Here is a 13,064-nt window from a genome sequence, read left to right on the forward strand (position 1 = left end):
AATTATATGGAGTTGGCAATAGCACTTTTGTTGAATTCAGTACTAGACAAAAACCAGTCTAACTTTTGAGACAGTCGCACTACCTCTCCGACAACAATCAAAGATGGCGATTGTGCTTCCTTCGATAAATCAGAGAGTTGGGAGAGCTCTCCCGTAAATACTTTTTGTTGAATCTGCGTACCACGCTCAATAATGGCAATCGGAGTCGACGCAGAACGACCATGCTTAATGAGTTGATTCTGAATATAGTGTGATTTCATCAGCCCCATGTAGATCACTAAAGTCTGATTCCCACGAGCCAACGTTGACCAATCCATCTCATCGCTTTCTTCTTTCAAGTGGCCAGTCACAAAGATGGCCGATTGCGCGTAATCGCGATGAGTCAGTGGAATCCCAGCATAGGCCGTTGCGCCAGCTGCCGCGGTAATGCCAGGGACGACCTGAAAACGGACGCCTGCATCAGCAAGCACTTCTAACTCTTCACCACCACGACCGAATACAAATGGATCACCACCTTTAATGCGCACTACTTTGTAGCCCTGCTTGGCAAAATCCACCAAAAGCTGATTCGTCTTCTCCTGCGGCACACTGTGATGCCCAGCTCGCTTCCCAACGCAAACTAAAATCGTATCGCTAGGGATCAAGGCCATGATTTCTTCAGACACCAAGTAGTCGAACAAAACCACATCGGCTTGCTGCAAACAGTTCAGTGCTTTCACTGTCAAAAGTTCAGGATCACCCGGCCCCGCCCCCACTAAGGCGACTTCACCAGGCTGTAGCGATTGCTTTGCAAAACGAGTAACACCAGCTACTGGGTTGTCAGAAACTAACCGGGGCTTTGGTTTAGGAAAAGAAGTGACTGAATCGTTCGTTGCCATGTGCTTGCTCATCGTCCATTGATATCGTTATGCAAGCATTATGGCGGGGCGTTTATATTACCTGAAATTCTAAAATTTCATTTTTTATTCAAAAATCTGCTAAGAAGTTTTTGTTTGGTCTCATTCAAAAGCGTGAAAAAGTCGGCGGTTAATATGAATAAGGTTCAGTAAACTGATTTCTGTTCACAGTTTTCTGTATCTTTATCATTAAGTTGCACCAGCGTTTGATACATTACGCGGTACGATTCCCCCCTCCCATTGAATTGGAGCACCAAATGAAAGTGGCAGTTCACCCTATTTCCCTCGCAGTGTTAAGTGGCATGCTAACGCTTGCTGGTCCTGCGATGGCCGATACCATCAAGCTTCGTATCATCGAAACCACCGACATTCATACCAACGTGATGGATTACGATTACTACAAAGACCAACCATCACAGCAAATCGGTTTAAGTCGCGCTGCGACCATAGTGAAACAGGCTAAGTCCGAGGCAGAAAACACGGTATTAGTAGATAACGGCGATTTAATTCAGGGCAGCCCAATGGGCGATTACATGGCGGCGAAAGGGATTAACACTGGCGATGTCCACCCAGTCTACAAGGCGATGAACCAACTAGACTACGATGTGGGCAACATTGGCAATCATGAGTTCAACTATGGCTTAGATTTTCTACAAAAGACGTTGGCGGGCGCTAACTTCCCTTACATCAACGCAAACGTATTTGATAAAAAAACCGGTGAGCATTACTTCAAGCCTTACCTCATCAAAACCCACACCTTTAAAGATACAAACGGCGAAGCGCATCAAATAAAAGTGGGTTATATCGGCTTTGTACCACCACAAATTATGGTGTGGGATAAGAAGAACTTAGAAGGCAAAGTCTTTGCTAAAGACATTAAGGAAACAGCAGAGAAACTGATTCCTCAAATGAAGAAAGAAGGCGCAGACGTGATTGTGGCGATTCCACACTCGGGCATTTCTACTGACCCATACAAGCTAGGTGCTGAAAACTCAGTTTACTACCTCACAGAAGTTGAAGGTATTGATGCGATTGCTTTTGGCCACTCTCACGCGGTCTTCCCAGGGAAAGACTTCGCAAACCTATCTGATGTTGATACCGAGAAAGGGACCATCAGTGGTGTAACGTCAGTGATGCCGGGCCGCTGGGGAAGTCACGTAGGTGTGATGGATTTGATGCTGAAAGAGAAAGACGGCAGATGGCAAGTAGTTGAAGGCCAAGCAGAAGCACGCCCTATCTTCGATAAAGTAAATAAGAAGTCATTAGCTAAAGCCGATGAAGGTATTGTGAAAGCGTTAGAAGAGGATCACAAAGGCACTCGCGAATTTGTAAACCAACCAATCGGCAAAGCAAATGATGTCATGTACAGCTTCTTGGCATTAGTGCAGGACGACCCAACCATTCAGATCGTTAACCTTGCTCAGAAAGATTACGTGGAACGCTTTATTCAAGGCGACCCAGATCTCGCTGACATTCCAGTATTGAGTGCCGCAGCACCATTTAAAGTCGGGGGGCGTAAAAACGATCCGAATAACTTTACAGAAGTCGAATCCGGTCAGCTCACCTTCCGTAATGCGGCCGATCTTTACTTATACCCAAACACCTTGGTTGCGATGAAAGTGAAAGGTAAAGAAGTTCGCGAATGGCTAGAGTGCAGTGCGGGTCAATTCAACCACATCGACATCAACAATCCTAAACCGCAATCTTTGATTGATTGGGATAATTTCCGTACTTACAACTTCGATGTTATTGATGGGGTTAACTACCAAATCGACGTTACCCAACCGCCGAAGTACGATGCGGATTGTAAAGTGATTAATCCAGATTCTCAGCGTATTGTGAATCTGACGTTTAATGGTAAGCCAGTCAATCCGAAGCAAGATTTCATCATCGCAACCAATAACTACCGTGCTTATAGCAATACTTTCCCTGGTACAGGCCCAGATTTCATTGCATTTGACGCACCAGATGAAAACCGCTCTGTCGTCGCCACTTATATTTCTCGCGTGAGTGAAGAAAAAGGAGAAGTGACACCAAGCGCTGACAACAACTGGTCTTTCGCACCGATTAAGTCCGATAACAAGCTAGATATTCGTTTCGAAACCTCCCCTAGCGATAAAGCGGCGCAGTTCATCAAAGAGAAAGGACAATACCCAATGAAACGCGTGTCAACAGACGACATTGGTTTCGCAATTTATCAAATCGATCTGAATAAATAAGGTTGATTTGACAACAACACTAAGCGGCTCTCATGAGCCGCTTTTTTGTTATCAATAAAACCCGTTAAAATAAAGAAAACCGTTTCTGAGTTATCACATGCACAGCGATCTTTTTTCAGACTTAGTCAAACATGGCTTTTTAGAGATAGAAGCAAACCAACTTATTGAAAATGGTGAGTTGCTCGAACTGCCTACACGCCACATTCTTAATCACCAAGGGGAGTTTAGCTCACATCTGTACTTCATTATTGAGGGGCTATGCCACGCAAGCTATCTCACTGAGCACGGCAAAGAATTCAGTAAAGAATTTTATTGGGAGAAGGACTGGGTTATCGGGTTTGAGAGCATAATAAAGGACCAACCTTCGCCTTACTTATTGGAAACGCTGAGCGCTTGTCAGCTATTTTGCTTGCCAATTGAAACGTTGCATCACTGGCGAGCAGAAAAGCACGCCATTTACTTAAAGCTACTCGAAAACCAACTGGTTAATAAAGAGAACAAAGAACGCTTTATGTTGCTCTACTCTCCAGAAGAACGATATCAATTATTTTGCGCTCATTACCCAGATTTAAAGCAACGTATTACCGATAGTCAAATTGCGGCCTACCTCGGCATTACGCCAATCAGTTTGAGTCGAATCAAAGCGCGCTTAACCAAAGATCACACTCTCAAATAAACTCAAAAAAGAAAAAAGCTCTTCAAACGAAGAGCTTTTTCTATGCTATTTGAGCTATTTAAGAATTCGCGCCCGGAACTGGCGCCCTTTCATCTTGCCGTTACTAATGGTTTGTAGAGCCTTTTTAGCCACAGACTTTTCGACGGCAACATAAGCGCGCACAGGGAACAGATGGATCTTTCCGACTTGAAAGCCTGGAATACCATTTTTTCCTGTCAGACAACCTAAAATATCACCCGGTCGTACTTTCTGTTTCTTACCGCCATCAATGTTAATCGTCACCATTTTCGCTTGGTATGGCTGCTGATTTGATTTGGCAGGCAATGTTGCTGGTACCACGTCCATCTCTAGGTATTCTTCAATACGAGCTACACGTAAACCGTCTTTCTCACCAAAAAAGCTGAACGCTAAACCTTTACTACCCGCACGACCTGTACGACCAATACGGTGCACATGAACCTCAGGATCGCGCGATAGCTCAAAGTTAAAGACAGCATCAAGATTATCAACGTCCAAACCACGCGCCGCAACGTCTGTTGCGACAAGGATAGAAACACTCTTGTTAGCAAACTGCACCAATGCTTGATCGCGTTCACGCTGTTCTAAGTCCCCATGGATATCGATAACGCTGAACCCTTTGCGATGCAACTCATCTGCGACACTTTGCACTTCTTTTTTGGTATTGCAAAAAACCACAGCGGACTCTGGTTGGTGAGTCAGTAGCAAGTTCGCCAACGCTTCATCACGCGCTTCCGAACCTTCAACTTTGTAGAAATGCTGAGCAATGCTTGAGGTATCGTGCGTCGATTCCACCTTAATGACTTCAGGCGTCTGCATGATACGCTGCGCAATTTGCTCAATTTTCTCTGGGAAAGTAGCACTGAAAAGTAGAGTTTGACGCTGCTTTGGCGCTGCATCAATAATCGCATCTAATGCGTCTTGGAAACCCATGTCCAACATGCGATCAGCTTCATCTAGCACCAAGGTATTCAGCTCGCTAAGGTTAATTCGGCCTTTCTCAAGGTGATCCAAAATACGGCCAGGTGTGCCGACTAGGATATGCGCACCATGCTCCAGAGAACCAATTTGTGGCCCCATTGGCATCCCACCGCAGAGAGTAAGCACTTTAATATTATGAATGCCACGACCTAAAGTACGAATTTCCTTCGCGACTTGATCCGCAAGCTCACGAGTTGGACACAATACTAATGACTGGACACGAAAGCGTTTGACGTTAAGGTTCGATAAAACACCCAAGCCAAATGCAGCGGTTTTACCTGAGCCCGTTTTACCCTGCCCGATGACATCACGATGTTTTAGGATTGCAGGCAAACTCAAAGCTTGAATTGGCGTCATGTGGGTGTAGTTCAGGGAATCAAGTGTGGCGAGTAACGCTGGGTTTAGCCCGACTTGATCAAAAGTTTGTTTGCTCACGGGAATATCCTCAGGTGAGATGAAAAGAGGGCACATTATCACCAGATTTGGTGGGAAAACCAGTGATAATTAACCTTTGTTAATGAGTATGAGTACAAAACAAAGTAAAGTCAGTCACTCTACTCTCATGACGGATGACAACATGCTCACTTGGATTACTTTGCCCTTTGCTCAACTGACAACCACACAATTGTATACAATGATGAAATTACGTGTGGATGTATTCGTCGTTGAACAAACCTGCCCTTATCCTGAACTGGATGGCAAAGACACACTGGAAGGTGTTTATCATCTAATAGGTTACCACGGTGATGAACTTGTTGCTTGCGCACGATTGCTACCCGCTGGCACGACGTATGACAATGTGAGCATTGGTCGAGTCGTCACCAAACAAACTGCGCGTGGTGATGGTCTGGGACATAAGTTGCTGGAAGAGGCATTAACGCAGTGTGAAATATTGTGGCCAGGACAGACGATTGATATAGGAGCTCAAGAGCATCTCATCCAGTTTTATGCGAGTCATGGATTCAAAGTTATTTCTGATCGCTACCTAGAGGATGGTATTCCTCATGTGGATATGCGAAAAGAAGCCGTAGCGATATAACGCGTTCATTGCTAGGTTAACTAATTCAAAGATAGATAAACTAAAAAGACGCGATACCTTCGCGTCTTTAGCTCATTTGAAGCATCTACTTATTGCGCCCAAAGGTCCCATCCGATAAGCGGAAAAACATGACGGACCGGCCGCTTTTTTCTAGTTGCAGCATATCCAACTCGCCTTCATCGCTAAGCTTAAAGCGAATCAATTGTCCTTGTTTAATTTGGCTCAGCGGCTTATCACTGCCTTCGATTTTTACTAGAGCGCTAAGATCCGCCATCGAGAGCTTATTACTTCTGAAAACCTGCGCTAACGTGTCACCATTTTTAACCGTGTACTCTTTCCAGTCTTCGGATTTCGGCCCAGAATTCTGAGAGGTTCTTTGCTGGCTTAGACTCTGTGCATTCAGCTGAATCGCTACGCGCTGATGATCGACCTCAGCTTGCTCAACTGATTGTTCTGTTTTATTCGGCAAAGGAATAACAAGGAGTACCAGAATCAATGGCACTAAAACCATCAAAGCTCGCTGATGGAATTTCGGTAGGCGCAGCCAAAACTGCTTAACAGGCTGTATACGCTCCAACCATTGCTCTTTGTTGAACGGCTGCTTCCAGTCGATAGCAGCGAATTTTTGTTTAACCAATTCGACATAGTCGACTTGCTGCTTTTTCTTTCTGCGACGATTCATTTTAATGAGTCCCTTAATACTTCTACTGCCAGTATAAAAATACCGACGCGGAGAGTATATGTTTTTCACTAAACTAAAATGGAATTTGGATTAAATTAGCAGAAATTTCACTTGGAGTAAGAGATAAGTCACACCCTGGCCGCCTCAATTAAGCATTCAGTCGCAATCATTTAAACCTAAGCTCGAAACTGATATCCTGTTGCCTTTATCACTCCTAACAAGAGCGACATTCATGTCTGAAATTAAATTTGAAACTGCAGAACAAAAAGCAAGCTACGGCATTGGTCTGCAAATGGGTCAGCAACTTGCAGGTTCTGGTCTTGAAGGTCTTAGCGTTGATGCTATCGCAGCGGGTATTGCAACAGCACTAACTGGTGACATGCCATCAATCGAAATTGATGAAATCAACAAAGCACTACAAGAACTTCACACTCGTGCAGAAACCGCTCGCCAAGAAGCAGCGAAAATTGCAGCAGCAGAAGGCGAAGCGTTCCTAAAAGACAACGCACTACGCCCTGAAGTTAACGTTCTAGACTCTGGCCTTCAGTACGAAATCATTTCTGAAGGTACTGGTGCAGTTCCAACAGCAGAAAGCTCAGTTCGCGTTCACTACCACGGTGAGCTAACTGACGGTACTGTATTCGATAGCTCTGTATCTCGCGGTCAACCAGCTGAATTCCCTGTTACAGGCGTAATCAAAGGCTGGGTAGAAGCACTACAACTAATGCCTGTTGGTTCTAAGTGGAAACTATACGTACCACAAGACCTTGCGTACGGTGAGCGTGGCGCTGGTGCAGCTATCCCTCCATTCGCAGCACTAGTTTTCGAAGTAGAACTACTAGATATTCTTTAATTGAAACCATTTTCAATTATGATTTAATAAAACGGCGCATTAGCGCCGTTTTTTTGTCTAAACTGAAAAGACTTTCTCACCTCTAAACCTTTCATTCTGATAGCCTTTAAAACAATAAAATCACGTTAAAAACGCTCAACCTTCGGAGGTACTATGCGTAAAACACTCCTGACTCTGGCACTCTTATCAATGAACATTGGTAGTGCACACGCATTCTTAGATTCCGTCACGCAAAAAAGTAAAGAAAGTGGCCTAATGGATATGGTAGGTAGTAGCCTGAACACTGAATCATCTCCATTGACAGACATGCTAACTAGCCAATTACCTGTATCTACAGAACAAGCGGCTGGAGGTAGTGGCGCACTACTCGCTTTGGCTCAAAGCCAGCTTTCACAAGAAAATAGCAGTGAATTACAGTCTTTGATTCCTGGGCTTTCAAACTTGCAAGGAGCACAAAGCTTACTAGGGAATATTGAGAATATTAGTGCAGTAAAAAGTGCATTCGATACGTTGGGTTTAGATCCCTCTATGATCAGTCAGTTTGCTCCAGTAATTCTGGATTACCTAAATAAGCAAGGCGCTAGCGAGGGACTTCTAAGTTCGTTGGGCGGGTTGTGGAATACTAGTAAATAAGCGCAAGTGAGAATCACTTTTAGCAGAAGTCTGTATATATTAAAACGATATGCAGACTGAAAAAATAAAGATTTACTGAATCGCAGATACAAAAAAGCCGAGCTAACGCTCGGCTTTCTCGTTCTTACGAACTGATTACTCAGCAGCTTCTTCAGCAGCTGGGCGATCTACAAGCTCAATGTAAGCCATTGGAGCTTTATCACCAGCACGGAAGCCAGCTTTTAGGATACGAGTGTAACCGCCCTGACGAGCAGCAAAACGCGGACCTAGTTCGTTAAATAGTTTTGCAACTACTTCGTTGTCACGAGTACGTGCAAATGCTAGACGACGGTTAGCAACACTGTCAGTCTTAGCTAGTGTAATCAAAGGCTCAACTACGCGACGTAGCTCTTTTGCTTTTGGCAAAGTAGTCTTGATAACTTCATGACGTACTAGAGAGCTAGCCATGTTGCTGAACATCGCTTTGCGATGTGAGCTGTTGCGGTTGAGTTGACGACCACTCTTACGATGGCGCATGACCTAATCCTTCTAACTAGTATCGATTAATCTTCAGCGATTGATGCAGGTGGCCAGTTTTCTAGGCGCATGCCCAGAGACAGACCACGTGACGCAAGTACGTCTTTAATCTCAGTAAGAGATTTTTTACCAAGGTTAGGCGTTTTAAGTAGCTCAACCTCAGTACGTTGTACTAGATCACCGATGTAGTGAATCGCTTCTGCTTTCAGACAGTTAGCAGAGCGAACTGTTAGTTCAAGATCGTCTACAGGACGCAGTAGGATCGGATCGAATTCTGGCTTCTCTTCTTTCTCCTCAGGAACTCGTACATCACGAAGATCTACGAATGCATCCAATTGTTCAGCTAGGATTGTAGCTGCACGACGGATTGCTTCCTCAGGTTCTAGAGTACCGTTTGTTTCCATATCGATAACAAGCTTGTCTAGATCAGTGCGCTGTTCTACACGAGCTGCTTCTACAGCGTAGGCAATTTTGTCTACTGGGCTGTAAGTAGCATCTACTAGTAGGCGACCGATTGGACGCTCGTCTTCTTCGTTATGGATACGCGCAGAAGCTGGAACATAACCACGACCACGTTCTACTTTAATACGCATTGCGATTTCAGCGTTGTCATCCGTTAGGTGACAAATAACGTGTTCAGGGTTAGCGATCTCTACATCACCATCATGGGTGATGTCACCTGCAACCACAGGGCCCGAGCCTGATTTGTTCAAAGTAATGAACACTTCATCTTTGCCTTCAGCAACACGCACTGCCAAACCTTTAAGGTTTAGAAGGATTTCAAGAATATCTTCTTGTACACCTTCTTTAGTGCTGTACTCGTGAAGTACGCCTTCAATTTCTACTTCTGTCACTGCACAACCAGGCATAGAAGATAGAAGAATGCGGCGAAGTGCATTACCCAGAGTATGACCAAAGCCACGCTCTAATGGCTCAAGAGTTACTTTTGCGTGAGTCGAGCTGATTTGTTCGATGTCAACTAGACGTGGCTTAAGAAATTCTGTTACAGAACCCTGCATTGTGTCCTCTCTTTAGTTTAAACCTTACTTAGAGTAAAGCTCGACGATCAATTGTTCGTTGATGTCAGCTGATAGATCAGAACGCTCAGGCATACGCTTGAATGTACCTTCCATCTTGCCACCATCTACTTCAATCCAAGTTGGTTTTTCACGTTGTTCAGCAACTTCTAGAGCCGCTTTAATACGAGCTTGCTGTTTAGCTTTCTCGCGGATAGAAACAACGTCATTAGCCGCTACTTTGAAAGAAGGAACGTTTACAACTTTACCGTTTACTAGGATAGCTTTGTGGCTAACTAGCTGACGTGCTTCTGCGCGAGTTGCACCAAAGCCCATGCGGTAAACTACGTTATCAAGACGACCTTCAAGAAGCTGAAGTAGGTTTTCACCAGTGTTGCCTTTTAGGCGAGCAGCTTCTTTGTAGTAGTTACGGAATTGTTTTTCTAGAACGCCGTACATACGACGTACTTTTTGCTTCTCACGAAGCTGAACGCCATACTCAGATAGACGACCGCGACGAGCGCCGTGTACACCTGGTGCGTTATCAATTTTACACTTGGTATCGATCGCGCGAACACCAGACTTAAGGAATAAGTCAGTGCCTTCACGACGGCTAAGCTTCAGCTTAGGACCCAAATATCTTGCCATGATTCTTCTCCAATTGTCCTAGAAACGTTATACGCGACGTTTCTTAGGTGGACGACAACCGTTATGAGGGATTGGTGTAGCATCAACGATGTTTGTGATGCGGAAACCAGCGGCGTTTAGTGCACGAACAGTAGATTCGCGACCTGGACCAGGACCCTTAACCATAACTTCCAAGTTCTTTAGGCCGTATTCTTTAGCCATTTCAGCACAACGCTCAGCAGCAACCTGTGCAGCGAACGGAGTAGACTTACGAGAACCACGGAAACCAGAACCACCTGCAGTAGCCCATGCAAGAGCGTTACCTTGACGGTCAGTAATGGTTACGATTGTGTTATTGAAAGAAGCATGGATGTGCGCAACGCCATCTGCAACTTGCTTGCGTACGCGCTTACGAGCGCGAGTTGGTTGTTTAGCCATTGTACTCTACCTTCCCGATTATTTCTTGATCGGCTTACGCGGACCCTTACGGGTGCGAGCGTTGGTTTTAGTACGCTGTCCACGTAGTGGTAGACTGCGACGATGACGAAGACCACGGTAACAGCCAAGGTCCATAAGACGCTTGATGTTCATAGATACTTCACGACGTAGATCACCTTCTACAGTGTACTTAGCTACACCATCACGCAGTTGATCGATCTGCTCTTCAGTTAGTTCACTGATCTTAACATTTTCAGCAATACCCACTTCAGCTAGGATAGCTTGAGAGCGAGTTTTACCGATGCCGTAGATCGCTGTTAGAGCGATTACTGCATGTTTCTGATCAGGAATGTTAATGCCTGCTATACGGGCCATTATTCACTCCTAAGTGTTTCTATAAAAGAATTAGCCGCAGCAAAGCCCGTTATGGATACGCTGCGGAATACTACTTCTTTTGCACGCAAAAGGTAGGCCGAGGAATATACTCGACCCAACCTTCATTTTCAAGTAAAAATTTCTGCTAATTAGCCTTGGCGCTGTTTGTGCTTTGGCTCACTGCAAATCACGCGAACGACACCGTTACGCTTGATTACTTTACAGTTACGGCAGATTTTTTTAACGGAAGCACGAACTTTCATTGCTAAACTCCGTAAATGAAACTGAGTCTACCGCCGGATTAACGGCCGTAGCCTTTCAGATTCGCTTTCTTCAACACAGAATCATACTGTTGAGACATCAGATGAGTCTGTACCTGTGCCATAAAGTCCATAATTACAACAACTACGATTAGTAGCGATGTACCGCCGAAGTAGAAACGTACGTTCCACGCGACCATCATGAACTCGGGAATCAGACAGATAAAGGTAATGTACAGTGCACCAGCAAGGGTTAAACGTGTCATTACTTTATCAATGTACTTCGCTGTCTGCTCACCTGGGCGGATACCGGGTACGAATGCACCAGACTTCTTCAAGTTATCTGCTGTTTCACGCGGGTTGAAAACCAACGCCGTGTAGAAGAAACAGAAGAAGATAATTGCTGCTGCATAAAGCATTACATACAACGGTTGACCTGGGCTAAGAGCCAAAGACACGTCAGTTAACCAACCGAACGCGCTGCTCTCGCCGTTTTGACCAAACCACTGAGCCAATGTTCCTGGGAACAAGATAATGCTTGATGCAAAAATCGCTGGAATTACACCTGCCATGTTAATTTTAAGAGGCAGATGCGAGCTTTGCGCAGCAAATACTTTACGACCTTGTTGACGCTTCGCGTAGTTAACGACGATTCGGCGTTGACCACGTTCCATGAAAACAACGAAGTAAATGACTGCAAAAGCTAATACCGCGATTAGCAACAGAAGAAGTACATGCAATTCACCTTGACGCGCTTGCTCGATTGTTTGACCGATTGCAGAAGGCAATCCAGCAACAATACCTGCAAAAATCAGTATCGAAATACCGTTACCAATTCCTCGCTCTGTAATTTGTTCACCTAACCACATTAAGAACATGGTACCGGTTACTAAACTTACGGTCGCAATTAGCGTAAACATGGTTTGGTTGATAACAACCAGATTGTCGACCATGTTTGGTAGGCCAGTTGCAATACCTATAGCTTGGAAGGTTGCAAGTACAAGCGTGCCGTAGCGTGTGTATTGGCTGATCTTACGACGGCCTGCTTCACCCTCTTTTTTGAGTTCAGCTAACGCTGGATGAACTACAGTTAGCAATTGGACAACAATAGATGCCGAAATATACGGCATGATGCCCAATGCTAATATAGATGCACGCTCAAGAGCACCACCGGAGAACATGTTAAACATTTCAACGATGGTACCTTTTTGCTGTTCGAACAAATCGGCAAGTACAGCAGCGTCAATACCAGGAATCGGCACAAAGGAGCCGGCTCGGAATACTAAAAGTGCACCAATTACGAATAACAAGCGCGACTTCAGTTCACTTAAGCCGCTCTGAGCACTACGAAAATCTTGTCCTGGTTTCTTAGCCATCTGTACCTCGTTCCTCGAGATTATTCCTCGATTTTACCGCCTGCAGCTTCGATTGCAGCTTTAGCGCCTTTAGTCACACGTAGACCTTTCACAGTCACTGCTTTGTTGATTTCACCAGAAAGAACAACTTTTACAAATTCGATGTTCTTAGTGATGATGTTAGCAGCTTTAAGACTGTTTAGATCAACTACGTCACCAGAAACTTTCGCTAGCTCAGCTAGACGAACTTCAGCAGACACTAGGCTCTTACGAGAAGTGAAACCGAATTTTGGTAGACGTTGTTTCAGAGGCATCTGACCGCCTTCGAAACCTGGACGAACACTGCCGCCAGAACGTGATTTTTGACCTTTGTGACCACGGCCACCAGTTTTACCTAGGCCTGAACCGATACCACGACCTACTCGCTTCGCAGAAGTTTTCGCGCCAGCAGCCGGTGCTAGAGTATTCAAACGCATTCTG

General features: G+C 44.9%; 16 protein-coding genes. 5 read left to right on the top strand and 11 right to left on the bottom strand.

Annotated features, from left to right (window positions below):
* Positions 1-2: 2 nt before the first annotated feature.
* Positions 3-878 (bottom strand): uroporphyrinogen-III C-methyltransferase, encoded by an 876-nt coding sequence (gene cobA, locus FR741_RS13915; RefSeq protein WP_167426973.1) that lies wholly within the window; start codon positions 876-878, stop codon positions 3-5.
* A gap of 275 nt (positions 879-1,153) precedes the next feature.
* Here cobA and FR741_RS13920 point away from each other — a divergent pair, with 275 nt between their 5' ends.
* On the top strand, positions 1,154-3,115 hold the full coding sequence (locus tag FR741_RS13920) for a bifunctional 2',3'-cyclic-nucleotide 2'-phosphodiesterase/3'-nucleotidase (RefSeq protein WP_167426974.1): 1,962 nt from the start codon (positions 1,154-1,156) through the stop codon (positions 3,113-3,115).
* A 97-nt stretch (positions 3,116-3,212) separates the two neighbouring features.
* Positions 3,213-3,791, top strand: a complete 579-nt coding sequence (locus tag FR741_RS13925) for a Crp/Fnr family transcriptional regulator (RefSeq protein WP_167426975.1) — start codon at positions 3,213-3,215, stop codon at positions 3,789-3,791.
* Between the two features lie 54 nt (positions 3,792-3,845).
* Here FR741_RS13925 and dbpA read toward each other — a convergent pair whose 3' ends face one another.
* The gene (gene dbpA, locus FR741_RS13930; protein ID WP_167426976.1) at positions 3,846-5,225 is read right to left on the bottom strand and encodes an ATP-dependent RNA helicase DbpA; all 1,380 of its coding nucleotides are present in this window, start codon (positions 5,223-5,225) and stop codon (positions 3,846-3,848) included.
* A 142-nt stretch (positions 5,226-5,367) separates the two neighbouring features.
* Here dbpA and FR741_RS13935 point away from each other — a divergent pair, with 142 nt between their 5' ends.
* The gene (locus tag FR741_RS13935; protein ID WP_031780248.1) at positions 5,368-5,829 is read left to right on the top strand and encodes a GNAT family N-acetyltransferase; all 462 of its coding nucleotides are present in this window, start codon (positions 5,368-5,370) and stop codon (positions 5,827-5,829) included.
* An 85-nt stretch (positions 5,830-5,914) separates the two neighbouring features.
* On the opposite strand, the gene FR741_RS13940 is transcribed toward FR741_RS13935, so the two are convergent.
* A complete protein-coding gene (locus FR741_RS13940; RefSeq protein ID WP_047009022.1) occupies positions 5,915-6,511 on the bottom strand; it encodes a LysM-like peptidoglycan-binding domain-containing protein in 597 nt (198 codons plus the stop codon).
* Positions 6,512-6,743: 232 nt separating this feature from the next.
* Here FR741_RS13940 and FR741_RS13945 point away from each other — a divergent pair, with 232 nt between their 5' ends.
* Together FR741_RS13945 and FR741_RS13950 are read left to right on the top strand one after the other, a co-directional pair.
* The gene (locus tag FR741_RS13945; RefSeq protein ID WP_005392370.1) at positions 6,744-7,364 is read left to right on the top strand and encodes an FKBP-type peptidyl-prolyl cis-trans isomerase; all 621 of its coding nucleotides are present in this window, start codon (positions 6,744-6,746) and stop codon (positions 7,362-7,364) included.
* A 153-nt stretch (positions 7,365-7,517) separates the two neighbouring features.
* Complete coding sequence (locus FR741_RS13950) at positions 7,518-7,997, top strand: DUF2780 domain-containing protein (RefSeq protein ID WP_012841172.1); 480 nt, start codon at positions 7,518-7,520, stop codon at positions 7,995-7,997.
* Between the two features lie 135 nt (positions 7,998-8,132).
* On the opposite strand, the gene rplQ is transcribed toward FR741_RS13950, so the two are convergent.
* From rplQ to rplO, 8 genes are all read right to left on the bottom strand, one after another.
* Positions 8,133-8,513, bottom strand: a complete 381-nt coding sequence (rplQ, locus tag FR741_RS13955) for a 50S ribosomal protein L17 (protein WP_005383141.1) — start codon at positions 8,511-8,513, stop codon at positions 8,133-8,135.
* A gap of 26 nt (positions 8,514-8,539) precedes the next feature.
* Positions 8,540-9,532 carry a DNA-directed RNA polymerase subunit alpha gene (locus FR741_RS13960; protein ID WP_005383143.1) on the bottom strand — a complete coding sequence of 331 codons (993 nt, stop codon included), beginning with the start codon at positions 9,530-9,532 and terminating at the stop codon, positions 8,540-8,542.
* Positions 9,533-9,556: 24 nt separating this feature from the next.
* Positions 9,557-10,177, bottom strand: a complete 621-nt coding sequence (gene rpsD, locus FR741_RS13965) for a 30S ribosomal protein S4 (RefSeq protein WP_005383146.1) — start codon at positions 10,175-10,177, stop codon at positions 9,557-9,559.
* A gap of 27 nt (positions 10,178-10,204) precedes the next feature.
* Positions 10,205-10,594 (bottom strand): 30S ribosomal protein S11, encoded by a 390-nt coding sequence (rpsK, locus tag FR741_RS13970; protein ID WP_001118870.1) that lies wholly within the window; start codon positions 10,592-10,594, stop codon positions 10,205-10,207.
* Between the two features lie 18 nt (positions 10,595-10,612).
* On the bottom strand, positions 10,613-10,969 hold the full coding sequence (gene rpsM, locus FR741_RS13975; RefSeq protein WP_005383154.1) for a 30S ribosomal protein S13: 357 nt from the start codon (positions 10,967-10,969) through the stop codon (positions 10,613-10,615).
* A gap of 149 nt (positions 10,970-11,118) precedes the next feature.
* On the bottom strand, positions 11,119-11,232 hold the full coding sequence (rpmJ, locus tag FR741_RS13980; protein ID WP_000868186.1) for a 50S ribosomal protein L36: 114 nt from the start codon (positions 11,230-11,232) through the stop codon (positions 11,119-11,121).
* Between the two features lie 38 nt (positions 11,233-11,270).
* Positions 11,271-12,605 carry a preprotein translocase subunit SecY gene (gene secY / locus FR741_RS13985; protein ID WP_005379562.1) on the bottom strand — a complete coding sequence of 445 codons (1,335 nt, stop codon included), beginning with the start codon at positions 12,603-12,605 and terminating at the stop codon, positions 11,271-11,273.
* Between the two features lie 20 nt (positions 12,606-12,625).
* Positions 12,626-13,060, bottom strand: coding sequence for a 50S ribosomal protein L15 (rplO, locus tag FR741_RS13990; protein ID WP_005383155.1), 435 nt, complete (start codon positions 13,058-13,060; stop codon positions 12,626-12,628).
* Positions 13,061-13,064 lie beyond the last annotated feature (4 nt).

Origin of the sequence: Vibrio diabolicus, assembly GCF_011801455.1 — a bacterium.
Taxonomy (GTDB): domain Bacteria; phylum Pseudomonadota; class Gammaproteobacteria; order Enterobacterales; family Vibrionaceae; genus Vibrio; species Vibrio diabolicus.